A 17,755-nucleotide genomic window follows, 5' to 3' on the forward strand; every position below is an offset into this window, starting at 1 on the left:
CGCTACCACACCAGCCCGGCCGGGCTGTGCCGGACCGGGTTGACCCGCGTGCCGACGATCCGCCCGTCGGCGAAGCTCAGCACGCGGTCGGCGATGTCGGCGATCACCGCGTTATGGGTGATGAGCGCCGTGGTGGTGCCGAGTTCGCCGTTCACCTTCAGGATCGCCTCGAGCACGAGAATGCCGGTGCGGCTGTCGAGCGCGCCGGTCGGCTCGTCGCAGAACAGCAGGTCGGGCGACTTGGCGATGGCGCGGGCGATGGCCACCCGCTGCTGTTCGCCGCCGGAGAGCTGGGCGGGGAAATGATCGAGCCGGTCGCCGAGGCCGACCAGCTCCAGCGCCGCCTCCGGCGCCATCGGCGCCTCGGCGATCTCGGTCACCAGCGCGACATTCTCCCGCGCGGTGAGGCTGGCGATGAGGTTGTAGAACTGGAAGACGAAGCCGACATGCCGGCGCCGGTAGCGGGTCAGCCCCCGCTCGCCGCCCTGCGCGATCGGCTGGCCGCGGAACAGCACCTCGCCGGCCGAAGGCGTGTCGAGCCCGCCGAGGATGTTGAGCAGCGTGGATTTCCCGCTGCCGGAGGGGCCGAGCAGCACGACCAGCTCGCCCTCGCGGAGCGTGAGGTCGACATCGCGCAGCGCCGGCACCTCGACCGCGCCCATCCGGTAGATCTTGGCCAGGCCGCGCGCCACCAGCGCGACCGGCGCCGCCCGCTCCTCGTCCGGCAACGCCACCCCGCCGGCGACAGGTTCCATGCCGCGCCTCCGCACGCATCACCGGCCGGAACCCTAGCGGCCGCGCGCTCCCCCATCATTGACGTCGATCAAGCGGGGGAGGGGGGAGCGTCCCCGCTTCGCGCTACGCGCGGCGATGGCGGGTGGCGGGCCAGGAAATGATGTGGCCGTCCGGCACCAGATCCGCGAGCGAATCGATCACCGATATCGCGGTGTCCGGCGCGCAGCAGAACTCGATCATCAGCGGCAGGTCGACATCGAAATGCAGCAGGTCGGCGGCATGGATGATCTTCTGCCCGTTCATCCCCGCGATGCCCCGGAATACCGACACGCCGTCGAGATCGAAATCGTCGCGCAGCCGCGTCAGGATGTCCTCCATCAGGTGGCGTCGCCGCCCGTGATCGGTTTCGCTCAGCGCGATGCGCACCAGCGTGACCTGTTCTTCCATGTCAGACATTCCTTGCGATGTAGACGCCGAGAACGGCGCCGATGAACCCGAGCACGACCGACAGCAGCACGTAAAGCGCCGACTTCACGATCTCCCCGTTCTCCACCAGCATGAGCGTTTCGAGCTCGAAGGTCGAGAATGTCGTGTAGCCGCCGAGAAAGCCGGTGAGCACGCCGGTGCGGATCGCCGGATCGATGGCGACGCGCTCGGCGGTGAGCACGAAGAGAAAGCCGATCAGGAACGAGCCGAGCACGTTGATGCTGAGCACGGCGACGGGAAAGCCGCGCCCGAACAGGTTCTGCATGAAGATGGTCTGGCCGTAGCGCGCCCAGCAGCCGAGCGAGCCGAAAAAGGCGATGGCCGCAAGTGTCTTGATCATGAAACGCCTTCTTGTTGTGGCGGAAATGTCGGGAATGTCGAGGGGATGGCGGCGGGGCAGGGCGGAAGCCTGCCGGCCATGGCCGGATCGGAAATGTCGAAAACGCGCGCGCCTGTCCCTCCGCGGTTGACGGATCGAAACAGGAGTCATCAGCCCCGCGGGCGGTTCACGGCGAACCCCATCGCCGGCGCGGCCGGACCGCGCGGGACGTGTTTGCGATGCCGGGTCCGGGCTGTCAATCCGCCCCGAACCACCTAGCCGAGGCCGACGAGCCAGGCGGTGCCGAGCGCGATCGTGAGAACCGTGATGGGCAGGCCGAACTTCAGATAGTCGCCGAAGCCGATCCGCACGCCGGCGGCGCGCGCCCGCTCGGCGACGATGAGATTCGCCACCGATCCCGGCAGCGTCAGGTTGCCCGCGAGGGTGGACGCCATGGCGACGATGAGCCACGCCTGCCGCGGGTCGGCGAGATGGGCGATGAAGGGGCGCAGCACCAGCACCGCCGGCACGTTGCTGACCAGGTTCGACAGGATCGCGGTGAGCGGCACCAGCACCGCCGGCCGGCCCGGATGCAGGGCTGCGACGCGCCCGATCACCGCCGCGCCGATCACCTCGCGCTGCAACGCGGCAACGACGACGAACAGCCCCGCGAACATCAGCAGCAGCGACCAGTCGACCCCGGCGAGCAGGCGCTGGCTCTTCACCCCCGGCGTCAGCATGATCAGCGCGGCGGCCACCAGCGCCGCCTCCGCCGGGCGCATGCCGCCGAGGCAGGCGATGACGAACAGCACCAGCAGCACGACCGACTTGCCGATGAGCCCGCCATGCGGCCGGCGCCGCGCGGCGGATGGCGGCGGCGGCGTCAGCGCCTCGAAGCCCGCGCGATGCAGCAGCCGGATGACGAGGAAGACGATCGGCAGCCCGAGCAGCGCGACCGGCACCAGCGCGCCGGCGAACGCGGCATAGCCGATGCCGGAGAGGCTGCCGATGATCATGTTCTGCGGGTTGCCGGTGATCGTCGCCACCGACCCGACATTCGAGGCGGTCGCCAGCGCGACGAGATAGGGCAGGGGCTGTTTCCGCCCCGCCCGGCTCGCTTCGAGCACCAGCGGCGTGAGCACGACGCAGACCGTGTCGTTGACCAGCACCGCCGAGAGCAGCCCGGCCATCGCGACGGTGAGCGCCAGCAGCGCATCGGTGCCGGAGGCGCGCGAGAGCACCGCCCCGGTGATCCGCTCGAAGAACCCGGCCCGGCGCAGCGCCGCGGCGAGGATCATCATGCCGAGCAGCAGCGCGATCGTGTCGAAATCGATCGCGGCGACCGCCTGCCGGAGCGTCAGCGCCCCGCTCGCGACCATCAGCACCGCGCCGACGAAGGCGATCCCCGCGCGGTCGAGCCGGAAGAACGGCAGCCGGCCCAGCGCCACCCCGGCGTAGGTCAGCGCGAAGATCGCCACCGTCGCGGCCGGCTGCCATGATCCGAAGAGGTCGCCGTGCATGGCGCGGACCTTGCGCTCAGCGGCCGCGGCGGAGAAGGTACGCCGCCTGCCGGCCGCGTCGCTGCCCCGGCCGTGCCCGCCCGTATCGAATCCTGCATCTCATGGCGGAAGGATAGGCGAGGCGGCCGGGTTTTGCACGCGGCCCCGTGGCCGGCCGGCGTCACTCGTAGCGCAGCGCCTCGATCGGATCGAGCCGCGCCGCCTTCCGCGCCGGGTAGAACCCGAACGCCACGCCCACCGCGACCGAGAACAGGAACCCGCCCGCCACCGCCAGCAGCGAAACCGGCGCCGGCCAGCCCGCGAACAGCGTGATCCCGCCGGACAGCGCGACCCCGAGCACGATCCCGCCAAGCCCGCCGGTGACGCTGAGGAACACAGATTCGGCCAGGAACTGCAGCAGCACATGCAGCCGCCGCGCCCCGATCGCCATCCGCAGCCCGATCTCGCGGGTCCGCTCCGTCACCGACACGAGCAGGATGTTCATGATCCCGATGCCGCCCACCAGCAGCGAGATCGACGCGACGATGGCCAGCAGCAGCGACATGATCCGGCTCGACCCCTGCGCCGCCGCGGCGATCTGGCTGAGATTGCGCACCGAGAAATCCTTGAGCCCGTTCGGCTGGATGCGGTGGCGCACCGACAGCGTGCCGCTGATCTGCTCCATCGCCTCCGCCACCGCGTCCGGCGAGACCGCCTGGGCGAACAGCTGGTTCACGTACCCGGTCAGCCGCAGTTGCAGGCCGTAGGGGTTGGGCCAGGCCGGATAGGCCCAGTTCAGCGGCGCATCCTGCCGGCTGGGCGTCGCGGTGCCGAGCACCCGCTGCTCGGCGGTGCTGAAGGGCAGCATCACGATATCGTCCTGGTCGGTGCCGAACGCCGTCTGCCCCTTGCCCGCCAGCACGCCGATCACCCGGATCGGCGTGCCCTTCACCAGGATCGTCGCCCCCACCGGGTCCTCGCCGGGGGCGAAGAGCTGCTGGCGCACGGTCTGGCCGATCAGCCCGACCAGCGCGCCGTTCCTCTCGTCCTGCGCGCCGATCGGCCGCCCCTCGGCGACGCGCCAGTTGGTCATCGCCGGATAGTCGATGCTGACGCCGGCGATCGCCGTGGTCCAGTTCTGGCTCGCATAGCGCACCTGTCCGGCGGCGCGGATGAGATAGCCGATCCGGCTCACCGCCGGGTCTTCCCGCAGGATCGCCCGCGCGTCGTCCACCGTGATGGTCGAGGCGCTGCCGAACCCCGCCCGCGCGCCGCCGGCCGTCGTCGCCCCGGGCAGCACCACGAGCAGGTTGGTCCCCAGGCTCTCGATCTGCTTGCGGATCGCCTGGTTCGCGCCCTGGCCCACCGCAACCATGGTGATCAGCGCGGCGACGCCGATGAACACGCCGAGCATGGTCAGCGCCGAGCGCAGCCGGTTGCGCGCCAGCGCCTGCACCGCGGCGCCGACGATCATGGCGCCGAACGCCCAGGCGATGCCGGCGCGCCGCCGCGCCGGCGCGGCATCCGGCGTTTCATTGGGCGCGGCGTCTGGCGCGGCCTCTGCCACCGCCGCCGGCGGCGCCGCTTCTCCCCGCGCCTTTTCCCGCCGCTCGTCGCCGACGATCCGCCCATCGCGCATCGTCAGCACCCGATCGGCATAGGCGGCGATGTCCGGCTCGTGGGTGACGACGAGGATCGTCGTGCCCCGCTCGCGGTTGAGCGCCGCCAGCGTTTCCATGATCTCGTGCGACGTCCTCGTGTCGAGATTGCCGGTGGGTTCGTCGGCCAGCAGCAGGCGCGGCGCGTTGATCAGCGCGCGGGCGATGGCGACGCGCTGCTGCTGCCCGCCCGAAAGCTGCGAGGGCGTGTTGCCCTCCCTTCCGGCCAGCCCCATCTGCCCGAGTGCCCGCAGCGCGCGGGCGGTGCGCGAGCCGCCCTTCACCGGCCCGTCCGAGGCGTAGAACAGCGGCAGCGCCACGTTGTCGAGCGCGCTGGTCCGCGCCAGCAGGTTGAAGCTCTGGAACACGAAGCCGATGCGCGCGCTGCGCACCCGCGCCAGCTCCGGCTCCTCCAGCCGGGCGACGTCGACGGATTCGAACCGGTATTCGCCCCGGCTCGGCCGGTCGAGGCAGCCGAGAATCGCCATCAGCGTCGACTTGCCCGACCCCGACGAACCCATGATGGCGACGAACTCGCCCGGCCCGATCACGAGATCGACCTCGCGCAGCGCCTGCACCTCGACATCGCCGCTCCGGTAGGTCCGCGAAACGCCGCGCAGCTCGATGACCGCCCCTGGCACCGCCCCCGGCATCGCCCGCGCCCCGTCAGAACCGCGGCACGAAGGGCGTCGCCGCCCGCGCCCGCCGCTCGCCGGTGATCACCTCGTCGCCGTCGCGCAGTCCGCCGCTCACGATTTCCGTGTTGGTGTCGTCATCGAGCCCGGTGACCACCGGAACGGCGGCCGGCTTGCCCTGCCGCAGCACCCACACGCGCGCCCCGCCGCCCGCCGGCGCCGCCTTCGCCAGCCGCGGCGTGAAGCGCAGCGCCTGGTCCGGCACGCGCAGCACCCCGGCCCGCGCCGCGGTGATGATCCGCACCGACGCGGTCATGCCCGGCTTCAGCTTCAGGTCGCGGTTGTCCACCTCGATGACGACGTCGTAGGTCACCACGTTCTGCACCGTCTGCGGCGACTGGCGCACCTGCGTCACCGTGCCGTCGAAGGTCTCGCCCGGAAAGGCGAGAACGGTGAACCGCGCCGCTTCGCCCTTGCGGATATCCGCGATATCCCCCTCGCTGACATTGGTATCCACCTGCATCCGCGTCAGGTCGGTGGCGATCAGGAACAGCGTCGGCGTCTGGAACGAGGCGGCGACGGTCTGCCCGATCGTGACATTGCGCGAGACGACGATCCCGTTCACCGGCGAGACGATGTCGGTATAGCCGAGATTGGCCTGCGCGGCGGCGAGCTTCGCCTCGTCCTGCCGGATCACCGCGCGGTCGAGCGCGGCCTGCGCCTCCAGCTGCCGATACGTCGCCTTCGCGCTGTCGGCGGCGTTCTCCGAGGCGTAGCGCTGCGGCACCAGCGAGGCGAGGCGGCGGTAATTGCCGCGCGCATAGTCGAGGCTCGCCTCGTCCTTGCGCAGCTGCGCCTGGTCCACGGCCACCGCCGCCCGGTCCTGGTCCACCACCGCCTGGTAGGGCCGCGGGTCGATCCGGGCGCAGATCTGCCCGAGCTTCACGATCGTGTTGTAGTCGCAGCTGATGTCCTGGATGATGCCGGACACCGCCGAGCCGACGATCACCGTCAGGATCGGGTTGACCGTCCCCGTCGCCGTCACCGCCCGCGTAATGTCGCCGCGCCCCACCTTCGCCGTCACGTAGTGAACCGGCGGCGGCGCCCCCACCGTCCGCCAGCCGATCGCGATCGCCGCCGCCACCCCCACCGCCAGCGCCGCCAGCACGGCGACCCGGCGGCGCCGGCGGCGCGGCGCGGCTGCCGGTTCCGGCGGCGCGGAAGGCGGTGGGCGCTGCGTGTTCGCTGGCGGGTTCGGTGAGGCCGTCATGGTGCTTCCTTCGGGCGCGTGCCCGTCCGGATCGGCTCGAACCTAGGACCGCGCGGGGCCGGCGGCGATGACGCAGATCAACGGTCCGGGACCCCGGCATCCCCGCATGGGTTCGCCTATGGCTCCGGCCCCCGCAGCACGAGCCGCAGCAGCGCCGGCAGGCCGAACAGCACCAGCGGAAACGCCACCACGAACCCCGAGATCACCGCGATGGCGAGCGGCTGCTGCATCCCGCTGCCCTGCCCGATGCCGAGTGCGAGCGGCAGCAACGTCAGGATCGCGGCCAGCGTGGTCATCGCGATCGGCCGCAGCCGGTTCCGGCTCGCCACCACCAGCGCCTCCCGCCGGTCCTGGTACCCGGCGAGGCTCCGGAATTCCGAGATGTAGAAAATCGCCATCTCGGTCGCGAGCCCGACGATCATCGTCATCCCCATCAGCGCGGTGATGTTGAGCGCCACACCCGAGAGATCGAGCCCGATGAACACCGCGAGGCTCGACAGCAGCGCGGTGGCGACGATCGCCCCGGCGATGACGAAGCTGCGGTAGAGGAACAGCAGCAGCACGAACTCCGCCAGCACGGCGGCGACGAACACGCGGGCGAGGCCGATGAACGCCTTCTGCTGCTGCCGGTAGAGCCCGCCGAGCCGGTAGCTCATGCCCGGCGGCAGCAGGCCCGGCCGCGCCAGCACGCGGCGCACCGAGGCAATCGCGGCGGAAATGCCGCCGCCGCTGATCCGCCCCGTCACCGCGACGATCTGGCGCAGATTGTCGCGGTCGATCTCCGGCCGGCCCGACACCGTCCTCAGCGTCGCGATCGCCCCGAGCGGCACCAGCGCGCCCGAGGGCGCGGCCAGCGGCAGGCGCAGCAGGTCGCCGGTCTGCGCGAAGGCGTCGCGCGGCAGTTCCAGCCGCACGCCGGTAAAGCGTTCCTGGCCCGGCAGCGCGGTGACCACGCTACCGCGCAGCGCCGTCGCCACCATCCGCTCGACCGCGGCGGGATCGAAGCCGAACATCGCCGCCTTCGCGGGATCGACATGGATGTCGATCGAATCCCCGGCGATCACCACGCCGTCCTGCACGCCCACCACGCCCGGTATCCGCCCGATCGCCGCCGCCACCCTCTTCGCGGTTTCATCCAGCCGCGCCGGGTCGCCATGCAGCTCGATCTCGATCGGCTCCGGCTGGCTGACGAGATCGCCCAGCAGGTCTGACATCAGCTGCGACTCGTCGAAATCGATGCCCGGCACGCGGTCGATGATCCGCCGGCGGATCCGGTCCATCACCGTCCAGATCGGCGCCCGCTGCCCGAGCGGGCGGAGCTGGACGAAAATATCGCCCTGATACGGCTCGTTGAGGTCGCCGCCGAGCCCGGCGCCGAGCCGGGTCGACCATGTCGCCACCGCCGGGTCGGCGCGGAGAATATCCCCCACCTGGCGGATCTCGCGCGCCCCCTCGGCCAGCGAGGTGCCGGGCCGCGCCTGGTAGTTGATCACGAACCCGCCCTCGTCCATCCGCGGCATGAAGCCGGTCGGCACCACCGCATAGGCATAGGCGCCGGCCAGCACGAACGGAATCAGCGCCACGAGCAGCCAGGCCGGCCGCGCCACCACGAGGTCGAGCAGCCGCCCGTGCGCCCGCGCCAGCACCGACTCCCGCGCTCCGCCGCCGGCGACCGGATCGTGCCATTTGTCGAAATCGATCAGCCAGCGCGCCAGCACCGGCACCGCGAAGGCCGAGAACAGCCAGGAGGCGATCAGCGTGGAGGCCATGGTGATCGACAGCGCCTTGAAGAAGGCGCCGGTCACGCCGGAAAGGAAGGCGAGGGGGACGAACACGATCAGCGTCGCCAGCGAGGAGCCGGCGAGCGGCGCGAGGAATTCCTCCGCCGCCGCCAGCACCGCGCCGCGCGCCGCGATCCCGCCCGCGCGCCCGGCCCGCCGCGCGACATGCTCGATCATCACGATCGCATCGTCGATCACCAGCCCCACCGCGGCGGCGAGCCCGCCCAGCGTCATGATGTTGAAGCTCATCCCCAGCAGCGTGAGGATCAGCACCGCGGTCGCCATCGAGGCCGGCAGCACCAGCAGCGCGATCAGCGTGACGCGCCAGCTCCGCAGGAAGCCGATCAGTACCAGCCCCGCCAGCACCACGCCGATCGCGATCGCATCGCGCACCGAGCCGGCGGCGGCGGTCACCAGCGTGCTCTGGTCGTACCATTTCACCAGCCGCACGCCCGCCGGCAGCCGCGTCTCATAGGCCGCCAGCGCCCGGCGCACCGCCGCGTCCACCTGCACCGCGTTGCCGCTGGGCTGCTGGAACACCTGCAACGTCACCGCGCGGTGATCGTTCTCGCTCACCAGGTCGTAGCGCGGCACCCGGCCCATCTCGACCCGCGCCACCTGGCCGAGCCGGACCACCCCGTCCGGCCCGCCGCCGACCACGATCCGCCGCACCTGCGCCATGGTCCGCAACGTGTTCTGCTGCACCACCAGATAGAGGCTGTCGTGATCGGCGAGCCGGCCGACCGAGGCGAGCACGTTCGACCGCGATACCGCCTGCTCGACACTCGCCAGCGTCACATGCATCGCGGCGAGCTTCGCCGGATCGACGATGACATGCACCTCCGGCGTGTCGCCGCCCTGCACGCCGATCTTGGCCACACCCGGAATCCGTTCCAGCACCGGCACGATGCGATACCGCGCGATCGTGCGCAGCTCCGCCTCGGAAATGCTGTGCGAGATCAGCGCATAGGCGATGATGGGAAACACCGTCGGGTCCATCCGCCGCACCACGTAGCGCGTGCCCTTCGGCAGGTCGGGCAATTGCTGCGCCAGCGCGGCGTCGACCTCCAGCGTCGCCGCCCGCATGTTGGTGCCCCAGTCGAAATCGATGAACGCCTGCATCGACCCGCGCGAGGTGGTCGAGCGCACCCCCCGCACGCCCGGAATCGCCCGCAGCGCCTGCTCGACCGGCTGGGTCACCTGCAACATCATCTCATGCGCCGGCCGCGCCCCCGAATCGATGTTGATCCGCACCCGCGGGAACGAGGTGCGCGGAAACAGCCCCACCGGCAGCGACAGCGCGCCGACGGCCCCGGCCAGGGCGAGGCTCGCCATCAGGAACAGGATCGCCTTCTGCTGGCGGCCGAGGAACGCGGCGAATCCCCCCATCATCCGCCCTGTCCCGGCCGCGCGATCCGCACGGCGATGCCCGGCCGCAGCTGGTAATTGCCCGAGACCACGACCGGCAGCGCCGGATCGATCCGCCCGGCGACGATGCTCCGCCCCCGCGCGCTCGCCAGCACCCGCACCACGACGCGCACCGCATGCCCGTCCCTGACCTGCCAGATCACGTCGCGCCCTTCCGCCGGCAGCGCGGCGTCGCGCGGCACGATGACGCCGCGCACCGTGCCGGTATCGATGCGCGCGCGGACCATGGCGCCGACCAGCGCCGGCGCGCCGCCAAGCCCGACCGTCGCATCCACCAGCCCGGTGCGCGGATCGACCTCGCCGGCGACCATGTCGATCCGCCCGCGCAGCGCCGCACCGCCCAACACCTGCACAAGCGCCGCCTGGCCGGCGGCAAGCCGCCGGGCGTCGCCCGGATCGACGCCGACCACCGCGACCAGCCCCGCCCGCCGCACCACCGTGGCGATCGCCGTCCCCGCCGGCAACGCGGCGCCGGGCGCGGCCGAAATCGCGGTGACGATGCCGGCGAACGGCGCCTCGACCGCCGCCATGGCCCGGTCCGCCCCCTCGCGCTTCAGCGCGTCGAGCGCCGCAAGCGCCGCCCGCGCCGCCTGTTCCGCCTGCGCCAGCTGGGTCCGCGTGGCGAGGTGCCGGGCCAGCAGCGCGCGCGTATGGGCGAGCACCCGCAGCGTCTCATCCCGCGTGGCGACGGCCTGCGCATAGGCGGCGCGGGTCGCCGGCGCGGTCTCGATCCGGGCGATCACCTGCCCCCTGCGCACACTCATGCCCGGCCGCGCCTCCACCGCCGTCACCGTCGCGGCATAGGCGGTGGCGAGCGTCCGCGCCGCGCCCGCCCCCGGCGCGATCCTTCCATAGGCCGTCACGCTCCGCTCCAGCGCCCCCTGCGTCACCGGCGCGGTGGTGACCAGCACGCTCGGCTCCCCGGCCAGCGCGGCATGGCCCGCGAACCCCGCACCGGCCACCAGCAGCAAGCCAAGGCGCCGCGCGCCGGAGCCAAAAAATCGTGTCATCGCATCAGTCCTTGCCGGAAGCGGAGAGTGAGCGGATCACCGGCAGCCCGGCGCCGAGCAGCGTGCGCAGCGACACCCGCCCGGCCGCGATGCGGGCCCGAAGGTCGATCGCCTCGGCCCGCCGGTTCGCCGCCGCGTCGATCAGGTCGGCCTCGGCGCGGGCATCGATCAGCCCGGCCGCGTAGGCTCGCCGCGCCGCCGCCGCATCGCGCCGGGCGATCGCCGCGCGCCGCACCGCCCGGCGATATTCCGCGCGAAGCAGCGTCAGCGCCTGTTGCGCCGCCTCCGCCTGTCCCGCCGCCTGGTCGAGTGCCGCGCGGAAGGCGGCGGCAAGCTGCCGGCGCGAGGCCCGCGCCACCGCGATGGCGCCGCGATGCCCATCGAACAGCGGCAGGTCGAGCGTGATCGTCGGCCCCAGGCTGGCCACCCGCGTCGTGTCGGTCCCGCCATTCACCGCGAGCGAGACCAGCGGAAACTGCGCGCGGATCGCGGCGCGCAGATCCGCATCCGCCGCCCGGTAGCCATAGCGCAGGGCGATCAGGTCGGGCCGCCGCCGGGCGAGGCTGCCGACCAGCGCCGCCACAAGCCGCGCCGGCAGCGGTGCCGAATCCGGTTCAGAAACCGGCAGCGCGGCACCGGGCGCGAGGCCGAGCAAGGCGGCGAGGGCGGCGTGGTCGGCCTGCTCCCGCCGCGCGATCGCATCCCGCGCCGTCTCGATCCCGGCGAGGCTCGCCGCCGCCGCCGCTCCCGCGCCAAGCGCAAGATCCCCCTGCTTGATCGCCGCGCGCGACGCCCGGTCGAGCCCGGCCAGCGCGTCCCGCGCCCGCGCCAGCGCGGCCAGCCGCCGCTGCTCGCCCCAGAGGCCGATCGCCAGCGTCTCCGCCTTCGCCGCCACCTGCCATTCCTGCCATTCGAGCCGCGCCGCCGCCGCGGCGGTCCGCGCCCGGGCGGCGGACAGGCGCGGGCCGCGCGTCGCCAGCGCGGCGATATCCTGCGCGATGCCGCCCGAGATCGACGGCGCGATCCCCGGCCCGCCGAGCAGGGCGGCGAACCCGCCGCTCACCTGCGGATCGGGCAGCAGTCCGGCGGCGAACTGCCGGGCGGAAGCCAGCCGCACCTCCTCCCGCCCGGCGGCCAGCGCCGGATCGTTCAGCACGGCTAGCGCCGCATAGGCGCCGGGCGTCAGCGCCCCCCGCGCCGCGATCGTCCCGCCGCCCGGCAGCGCGCGGTCGAGTGCCGCGAGCGACGCGGCGGGGGAGGGGCGCAGCGCCAGCGGCGCGGGATGAAAACGGGCGCAGGCGGACAGGCCGAGCAGCGCGCCAAGACCGGCAAGGCGACGGAGACGTACGAGGGGAGAACGGATCACGCCGGGCTGGATGCCGCAGCGCGGCTGCCCCGCGGCTTACATCCAGTTTGTGATTCGGTAATGTTTCCCGGTCTCGCTTGACCGGCGGGCCGGTACCATGATCCTCCGCTTCGTGCATGACCGGACCGATGCGATGACGCAACCCTGCCTGGCCATCCTGCTGGTCGAGGACGACGAGCTGACCGCCAATCTCGTGCGCGCCGCGCTCGGCGCCGAGGGGCATCTCGTCGCCGTCGCCGCCGATGGCCGGGACGGCCTGCTCCGCGCCGCCGCCGGCCATGAGGGCCGGGCCTGGGACCTGCTGATCGTCGACCGCATGCTCCCGGGCCTCGACGGTCTCGCCCTGGTCCGCACCCTGCGCGGCGCCGGCCTGACCATGCCGGCGCTGTTCCTCACCGCCCTCGGCGGCATCGACGACCGGGTCGAGGGCCTGCGCGCCGGCGGCGACGACTATCTCGTCAAGCCCTTCGCCGCCGCCGAACTCGCCGCCCGCGTCGCCGCCCTGGCCCGGCGCGGCGAGATGCGCCCCTCCGGGCCGGTGCTCCGGGTCGAGGATCTCGAACTCGACCGGCTCACCCGCGCCGTCACCCGCGCCGGCCGGCGCATCGACCTCAAGCCCCGCGAATACGAGGTGCTGGAATACCTGATGCGCCATGCCGGCCGCGTGGTGACGCGGACGATGCTGCTCGAGGATGTCTGGAACTTCCATTTCGACCCGCGCACCAGCGTGGTGGAGTCGCATGTCTCCCGCCTGCGCGCCAAGCTCGGCGCCGGGCGCGAGCTGCTGCACACCGTGCGCGGCGCCGGCTACCGCATCGGCGACCCCGCATGACCCGGCGCTGGCCCGCGTCCGGCCAACCCGCGATCCTGCGCACCTCCGGCGTCCGCCTCGCCGCCCTCGGCGCCGCGGTGGCGGCGATGGGCGCCGTCATCGTCTTCGTCGTGATCTATTACGGCACCCTCGGCTCCCTGCGGCAGACGCTCGATGCCTCGGTCACCAACGAGATCGGCGAGATCCTGCCGCAAGGGCCGGCGACGCCGCCGGCGGTGGCGGCCATAGCCATCCGCGCCGCCCTCGCGCAGCGGCCGTCCCGCATCTTCTACGCGCTCGCCGGGCCGAACGGCGCCCCCCTCGCGGGCAATCTGCGCTTCCCGCCGCCGGCGCCCGGCTGGCACACGCTGGACGCGCCGGAGGCCGACGCCTTCGCCCCAGGCGTGACGGAGCTGCGCGTCCTCGTGGTCCGCCTGCGCGGCGGCGCGTCGCTGCTCGTCGGCGTCGACGGCACGATGATCCGCCGGCTGAACGACCTGATCCGCCGCAGCTTCCTGATCGGCTTCGGCCTCACCCTCAGCCTCGGCCTCGCCGCCGGCATCGGTTTCGGCCGCAAGGCCCTCGCGCGGGTGAACGCGGTCAGCCTCGCCAGCCGCGAGATCATGGCCGGCGACCTGTCCCGCCGCATCCCGCTCGCCGGCACCGGCGACGAGTTCGACCGCCTGGCCGAAACCGTGAACGCGATGCTCGACCGCATGCAGCACCTGATGGAGAATCTCGGCGCCGTCGGCAACGACATCGCCCACGACCTCCGCTCGCCGCTGGCCCGGCTGCGCGAAACCCTCGAACTCGCGCTGCGCGACCCCGATCCGGCGGCGGCCGGGGCCGCCATCGCCGAGGCGATCGCGCAGGTCGATGGCGCGCTGGCGCTCTGCGGCGCCATTCTCCGCCTCGCCCAGATCGAAACCGGCGCCCGCCGCGCCTCCTTCTCCGACATCGACCTGACCGACCTGCTGGACCGCCTGGTCGAGACCTACGAGACCGTGGCCGAGGAGGCGGGCCACCGCCTCGCCGCGCATGTCCCGCGAGGCCTCGCCATCCGCGGCGATGCACAGCTCCTCAACCAGATGTTCGCCAACCTGATCGAGAACGCGATCACCCATGCGGGGAGCGCGGCGCGGATCGGCCTCGTCGCCCGCGCCGATCCGGCCGGCGTGACGGTCCGCCTGACCGATGACGGTCCCGGCATCGCGCCGGACCGCCGGGGTGCCGCGCTGCGCCGCTTCGGCCGGCTCGACCCGGCGCGCCACCGCCCCGGCTACGGCCTCGGCCTGCCGCTCTCCGCCGCCATCGCCGACCTGCACGATGCCCGCTTCACGCTCGATGTCGCCGCACCCGGCGCCGATCGCCCGGGCCTCGCCGTCACCCTGGTCTTTCCGGCGGGCGGCGTCCCCCGGCCGGGCTGACCGCGTCGGCCCTATTTGTCGGCTCTATTTATCGACGGCGTCGAGCACCGCATCCGGTCCGGCCGGATCGGCGCGGGACGCCAGCAGCGCGCGCACGCGCCCGGCATCGTCCGGCGTCGCTGGATTGTAGACGATCATGCTCAGATCCGGCCGTCCATCCACCGCGAACGACGAATACTCCAGCGCGATGGGGCCGATCACCGGGTGGCGCAGCCGCTTGGCCCCGTCGCCCTGCGGCATCACCTCGTTCTCGTTCCACATCGCCGCGAATTCCGGGCTGGCGCGGCAGAGTTCGTCGACCAGCGGCGCCACCTCGGCATCGGCCCCGGCGCGGGCGGCATCGACCCGGAACGCGCCGACCACCGCCCGCGCCATCGCCGCCCAGTCGAACTGCGCCGCGCGCACACGCGGGTCGGTGAAGATCATCCGCAGGATGTTGCGCTGCCCCGCCGGCAGCGCGGCGTAATTGGTGAACACGGCGGCGGCGGCGCGGTTCCAGGCCACCACGTCCCAGGTCGCGGTCCGCACGATCGCGGGGCTGAAGGGCAGCGCGTCGAGCAGCCGCTGCAGCCGCGGCGTGATCGCATCGCCGCCCCGGTAGCGCGCCTCCGGCGGATGGCCGCGCCCCAGCAGGAACAGGTGCTCGCGCTCGATCTCGGTCAGCAGCAGCGCCCGCGCGATCCGGTCGAGCACCTCGGCCGAGGGATTCCCGCCGCGCCCCTGTTCGAGCCAGGTGTACCACGTGGCGCTGATATGGGCGCGCTGCGCGACCTCCTCGCGGCGCAGCCCGGCGGTCCGCCGCCGGCCCGCGGCCAGGCCGAGCGACGCGGGATCGAGCCTGGCGCGCCGGCTTTTCAGATAGGCGCCGAACCGGTTGTCGTCCTTCATCGCGCCGATCATGCCAGAAATCTCCGGCGCCGGCATCACCCGCCCGCATCCCCGCAGCGCGCGGAGCCGCGGACCCGGCGGCGGTAGCGCTGGATGCGCGCGAGCAGCCGCCGCAGTTCCGGGCCGATCTGCTCCAGCTCGTCCAGATGCGTCTGCGACAGCGCGGCGAGCCGCGCCTCGCCGCTTCCGGTCAGCGCCAGCCGCACCCGCCGCCCGTCTTCCGGGTCGGTCGCCCGCGCCACGAAACCGGCGGCCACCAGCCGGTCGACCAGCTCCACCGTGCTGTTGTGCTGCAGGATCAGGAACGCCGCGAGGTCGGAAACGCTCGCCGCGCCCTGGCCCTGCATGGCGCGGATGCCGAGCAGCGCCTGGTGCTGGCGCGGCGTCAGCCCGTCGCGCCGGGCGGCGGCCTCGCTGAAGGCGATGAACTTCCGCAGCGCGAAGCGGAACGAGGCCAGCATCTCGTAATCCTCGTCGGTCAACCGCGCATCAGCCATGCTGTCTCCTCTTCCCGGCGGGTTGCCGTTGTATATCGCATTACGATATATGGCCAGCTCTTCCCCGGCCCGGAGTCCGCCATCGATGTCACCTTCGCCCAGTCTGCCACCCCCCGTTCGCCTTGGCGACTTCACGACCGACCGCGGGATCTTCCGGCTGATCGGCTTCGGCGCCTGCGCCGGCCTGTTCGGCGTCATCGCCGGCTGGATCCTGCTGCGCATGATCGGGCTGATCAACGACCTCGCCTATTACGGCGTCTGGTCGACCCGGATGCTGGCGCCGGGCGGCGCCGCGCCGGGCGGCCATCCCGCGCTGTGGACGATCCTCGTTCCCGCCGGCGGCGCCGTGCTGATCGGCCTGATGGCCCGCTACGGCTCGGAGAAGATCCGCGGCCACGGCATCCCCGAGGCGATCGAGGCGATCCTGCTCGGCGGCGCCCGGCTCGACCTGCGGGTGGCGATCCTCAAGCCGATCTCGTCGGCGATCTCGATCGGCACCGGCGGCCCGTTCGGCGCCGAGGGGCCGATCATCATGACCGGCGGCGCCGCCGCCTCGCTGATGGCGCAGTGCTTCACCCTGACCGATGCCGAGCGCAAGACCCTGCTCGTCGCCGGCGCCTGCGCGGGCATGACGGCGGTTTTCGGCACCCCGGTCGCCGCCCTCCTGCTCGCGGTCGAGCTCCTGCTGTTCGAGCTGAAGCCGCGCAGCATCATCCCCGTCGGCGTCGCCTGCATCACCGCCGCCATCCTCCGCCGCTTCTGCATGACGCCGGCGCCGCTGTTTCCCTATGCCGGCGGGGTGATCGTCGATCCGCTGCACGCCTTCGGCTGGCTCGGCCTCGGCCTCGCCGCCGGGCTCGGCTCCGCCCTGCTCACCGTGCTCGTCTACGCCGCCGAGGACGGGTTCGAGACACTGCCGATCCACTGGATGTGGTGGCCGGTGCTGGGCGGCCTCGTCGTCGGCATCGGCGGCGTGTTCGACCCGGCGGCCCTCGGCGTCGGCTATCCCGATATCGCGCGCCTGCTCGCCGGCACGCTCGCCGGCGGGGCCGCGATCCGTCTCGTCCTGGTCAAGGGCGTGATCTGGTCGGTGGCGCTGGGCTCGGGCACCTCGGGCGGCGTGCTGGCGCCGCTGCTGATCATCGGCGGCGCGCTCGGCGCCGTCCTCGCCCCCGTCATGCCGCACGCCGCCCCCGGCTTCTGGGCGGTGCTCGGCATGGCGGCGATGATGGGCGGCACCATGCGCGCCCCGCTGACCTCGACGCTGTTCGCCGTCGAACTCACCGGCAATCACCGCATCCTCCTGCCGGTGCTCGCCGCCAGCATGGCCAGCATGGCGGTGACCGTCCTGCTGATGAAGCGCTCGATCCTGACCGAGAAGATCGCCCGGCGCGGCCATCACCTCACCCGCGAGTACAGCATCGACCCGCTGGCGGTGACCCGCATCCGCGACATCATGGCAACCAAGGTGGACACGCTGGCGGCGGACCTGCCGGTGGGGGCTGCGATCGAGCGCTTCCTCTCGCACGCGGCGGCCCACCGCGCCTTCCCGGTGACGGCGCCGGACGGCCTCGTGCTCGGCCTCGTCTCCCGCGCCGACATCCTCGACTGGATCGGCGACGAGGTGCGGCGCGACCTGCCCTTGCGCGCGATGATCGCCGGCCGCGAGGTGACGACCGCCGCGCCCGACGAGATGGCCGACACCATCGCGGTGCGGATGCTCACCCGGAACGCCCCGCGAATCCCCGTGGTCGACGCGGAAGGCCGCCTCCTTGGCATCGTCTCCCGCGCCGACCTGCTGCGCGTCCACCAGCGCGTCATGCTCGCCGAAACCCGCCGCGAGCGCTTTTTCCCCTTCCGCCGCCGCGCCGCCGCGAAGGAAGCGCAAAAGCCCGAGCCGCTCGCCGTGCCATGAGGCGCCCGCCGGATTGGCGCGCCGCCCCGA

At 72.7% G+C, this 17,755-nt stretch carries 14 protein-coding genes and 1 riboswitch; of the genes, 3 read left to right on the forward strand and 11 right to left on the reverse strand.

The annotated features are described in order from the left end of the window. Nucleotides 1-2: 2 nt before the first annotated feature. The 9 genes from ACMV_RS01630 to ACMV_RS01670 form a co-directional block, all read right to left on the reverse strand. Complete coding sequence (locus tag ACMV_RS01630; protein ID WP_011941430.1) at nucleotides 3-755, reverse strand: ABC transporter ATP-binding protein; 753 nt, start codon at nucleotides 753-755, stop codon at nucleotides 3-5. Between the two features lie 103 nt (nucleotides 756-858). Next, nucleotides 859-1,182, reverse strand: coding sequence for a DUF190 domain-containing protein (locus ACMV_RS01635; protein WP_041664619.1), 324 nt, complete (start codon nucleotides 1,180-1,182; stop codon nucleotides 859-861). 1 nt (nucleotide 1,183) lies between these two features. Next, nucleotides 1,184-1,561 carry a fluoride efflux transporter CrcB gene (gene crcB, locus ACMV_RS01640; protein ID WP_007424139.1) on the reverse strand — a complete coding sequence of 126 codons (378 nt, stop codon included), beginning with the start codon at nucleotides 1,559-1,561 and terminating at the stop codon, nucleotides 1,184-1,186. Nucleotides 1,562-1,694: 133 nt separating this feature from the next. After that, a riboswitch (Fluoride riboswitch) is annotated at nucleotides 1,695-1,756 on the reverse strand. Between the two features lie 59 nt (nucleotides 1,757-1,815). Beyond that, on the reverse strand, nucleotides 1,816-3,060 hold the full coding sequence (locus ACMV_RS01645; protein ID WP_013639318.1) for an anion transporter: 1,245 nt from the start codon (nucleotides 3,058-3,060) through the stop codon (nucleotides 1,816-1,818). Nucleotides 3,061-3,220: 160 nt separating this feature from the next. Beyond that, nucleotides 3,221-5,350: an ABC transporter permease gene (locus ACMV_RS01650; protein ID WP_013639319.1), complete on the reverse strand. Its 2,130-nt coding sequence runs from the start codon at nucleotides 5,348-5,350 to the stop codon at nucleotides 3,221-3,223. Nucleotides 5,351-5,363: 13 nt separating this feature from the next. Then, complete coding sequence (locus tag ACMV_RS01655; protein ID WP_013639320.1) at nucleotides 5,364-6,602, reverse strand: efflux RND transporter periplasmic adaptor subunit; 1,239 nt, start codon at nucleotides 6,600-6,602, stop codon at nucleotides 5,364-5,366. A gap of 116 nt (nucleotides 6,603-6,718) precedes the next feature. Then, the gene (locus tag ACMV_RS01660; RefSeq protein WP_231844462.1) at nucleotides 6,719-9,772 is read right to left on the reverse strand and encodes an efflux RND transporter permease subunit; all 3,054 of its coding nucleotides are present in this window, start codon (nucleotides 9,770-9,772) and stop codon (nucleotides 6,719-6,721) included. Continuing rightward, a complete protein-coding gene (locus tag ACMV_RS01665) occupies nucleotides 9,772-10,821 on the reverse strand; it encodes an efflux RND transporter periplasmic adaptor subunit (protein ID WP_013639322.1) in 1,050 nt (349 codons plus the stop codon). The genes ACMV_RS01660 and ACMV_RS01665 overlap by 1 nt, the downstream gene beginning before the upstream one ends. A gap of 4 nt (nucleotides 10,822-10,825) precedes the next feature. Next, nucleotides 10,826-12,187 carry a TolC family protein gene (locus ACMV_RS01670; protein WP_013639323.1) on the reverse strand — a complete coding sequence of 454 codons (1,362 nt, stop codon included), beginning with the start codon at nucleotides 12,185-12,187 and terminating at the stop codon, nucleotides 10,826-10,828. Between the two features lie 97 nt (nucleotides 12,188-12,284). Between ACMV_RS01670 and ACMV_RS01675 the strand changes: the two genes are divergently transcribed. Together ACMV_RS01675 and ACMV_RS01680 are read left to right on the forward strand one after the other, a co-directional pair. Beyond that, nucleotides 12,285-13,019 carry a response regulator transcription factor gene (locus ACMV_RS01675; RefSeq protein WP_013639324.1) on the forward strand — a complete coding sequence of 245 codons (735 nt, stop codon included), beginning with the start codon at nucleotides 12,285-12,287 and terminating at the stop codon, nucleotides 13,017-13,019. Then, on the forward strand, nucleotides 13,016-14,425 hold the full coding sequence (locus ACMV_RS01680; RefSeq protein WP_013639325.1) for a sensor histidine kinase: 1,410 nt from the start codon (nucleotides 13,016-13,018) through the stop codon (nucleotides 14,423-14,425). The genes ACMV_RS01675 and ACMV_RS01680 overlap by 4 nt, the downstream gene beginning before the upstream one ends. Before the next feature lie 24 nt (nucleotides 14,426-14,449). Here the strand turns inward: ACMV_RS01680 and ACMV_RS01685 are convergent, their stop codons facing one another. Beyond that, nucleotides 14,450-15,349, reverse strand: coding sequence for a helix-turn-helix transcriptional regulator (locus ACMV_RS01685; RefSeq protein ID WP_013639326.1), 900 nt, complete (start codon nucleotides 15,347-15,349; stop codon nucleotides 14,450-14,452). After that, a complete protein-coding gene (locus ACMV_RS01690; RefSeq protein WP_013639327.1) occupies nucleotides 15,349-15,810 on the reverse strand; it encodes a MarR family winged helix-turn-helix transcriptional regulator in 462 nt (153 codons plus the stop codon). The genes ACMV_RS01685 and ACMV_RS01690 overlap by 1 nt, the downstream gene beginning before the upstream one ends. 85 nt (nucleotides 15,811-15,895) lie before the next feature. On the opposite strand from ACMV_RS01690, the gene ACMV_RS01695 reads away from it, so the two are divergent. Next, nucleotides 15,896-17,725 carry a chloride channel protein gene (locus ACMV_RS01695; protein ID WP_013639328.1) on the forward strand — a complete coding sequence of 610 codons (1,830 nt, stop codon included), beginning with the start codon at nucleotides 15,896-15,898 and terminating at the stop codon, nucleotides 17,723-17,725. The last annotated feature ends 30 nt before the right edge of the window (nucleotides 17,726-17,755 follow it).

This window comes from Acidiphilium multivorum AIU301 (assembly GCF_000202835.1).
Lineage (GTDB): Bacteria > Pseudomonadota > Alphaproteobacteria > Acetobacterales > Acetobacteraceae > Acidiphilium > Acidiphilium multivorum.

Bases quoted from the DNA above. Each gene is read 5' to 3' on its own strand.
- ACMV_RS01695 (WP_013639328.1), top strand. From the start codon at position 15,896: ATGTCACCTTCGCCCAGTCTGCCACCCCCCGTTCGCCTTGGCGACTTC.
- ACMV_RS01645 (WP_013639318.1), bottom strand. From the start codon at position 3,060: ATGCACGGCGACCTCTTCGGATCATGGCAGCCGGCCGCGACGGTGGCG.
- ACMV_RS01635 (WP_041664619.1), bottom strand. From the start codon at position 1,182: ATGGAAGAACAGGTCACGCTGGTGCGCATCGCGCTGAGCGAAACCGAT.
- ACMV_RS01685 (WP_013639326.1), bottom strand. From the start codon at position 15,349: ATGCCGGCGCCGGAGATTTCTGGCATGATCGGCGCGATGAAGGACGAC.
- ACMV_RS01660 (WP_231844462.1), bottom strand. From the start codon at position 9,772: ATGGGGGGATTCGCCGCGTTCCTCGGCCGCCAGCAGAAGGCGATCCTG.
- ACMV_RS01680 (WP_013639325.1), top strand. From the start codon at position 13,016: ATGACCCGGCGCTGGCCCGCGTCCGGCCAACCCGCGATCCTGCGCACC.
- ACMV_RS01655 (WP_013639320.1), bottom strand. From the start codon at position 6,602: ATGACGGCCTCACCGAACCCGCCAGCGAACACGCAGCGCCCACCGCCT.
- crcB (WP_007424139.1), bottom strand. From the start codon at position 1,561: ATGATCAAGACACTTGCGGCCATCGCCTTTTTCGGCTCGCTCGGCTGC.
- ACMV_RS01675 (WP_013639324.1), top strand. From the start codon at position 12,285: ATGATCCTCCGCTTCGTGCATGACCGGACCGATGCGATGACGCAACCC.
- ACMV_RS01630 (WP_011941430.1), bottom strand. From the start codon at position 755: ATGGAACCTGTCGCCGGCGGGGTGGCGTTGCCGGACGAGGAGCGGGCG.
- ACMV_RS01665 (WP_013639322.1), bottom strand. From the start codon at position 10,821: ATGACACGATTTTTTGGCTCCGGCGCGCGGCGCCTTGGCTTGCTGCTG.
- ACMV_RS01690 (WP_013639327.1), bottom strand. From the start codon at position 15,810: ATGGCTGATGCGCGGTTGACCGACGAGGATTACGAGATGCTGGCCTCG.
- ACMV_RS01650 (WP_013639319.1), bottom strand. From the start codon at position 5,350: ATGCCGGGGGCGGTGCCAGGGGCGGTCATCGAGCTGCGCGGCGTTTCG.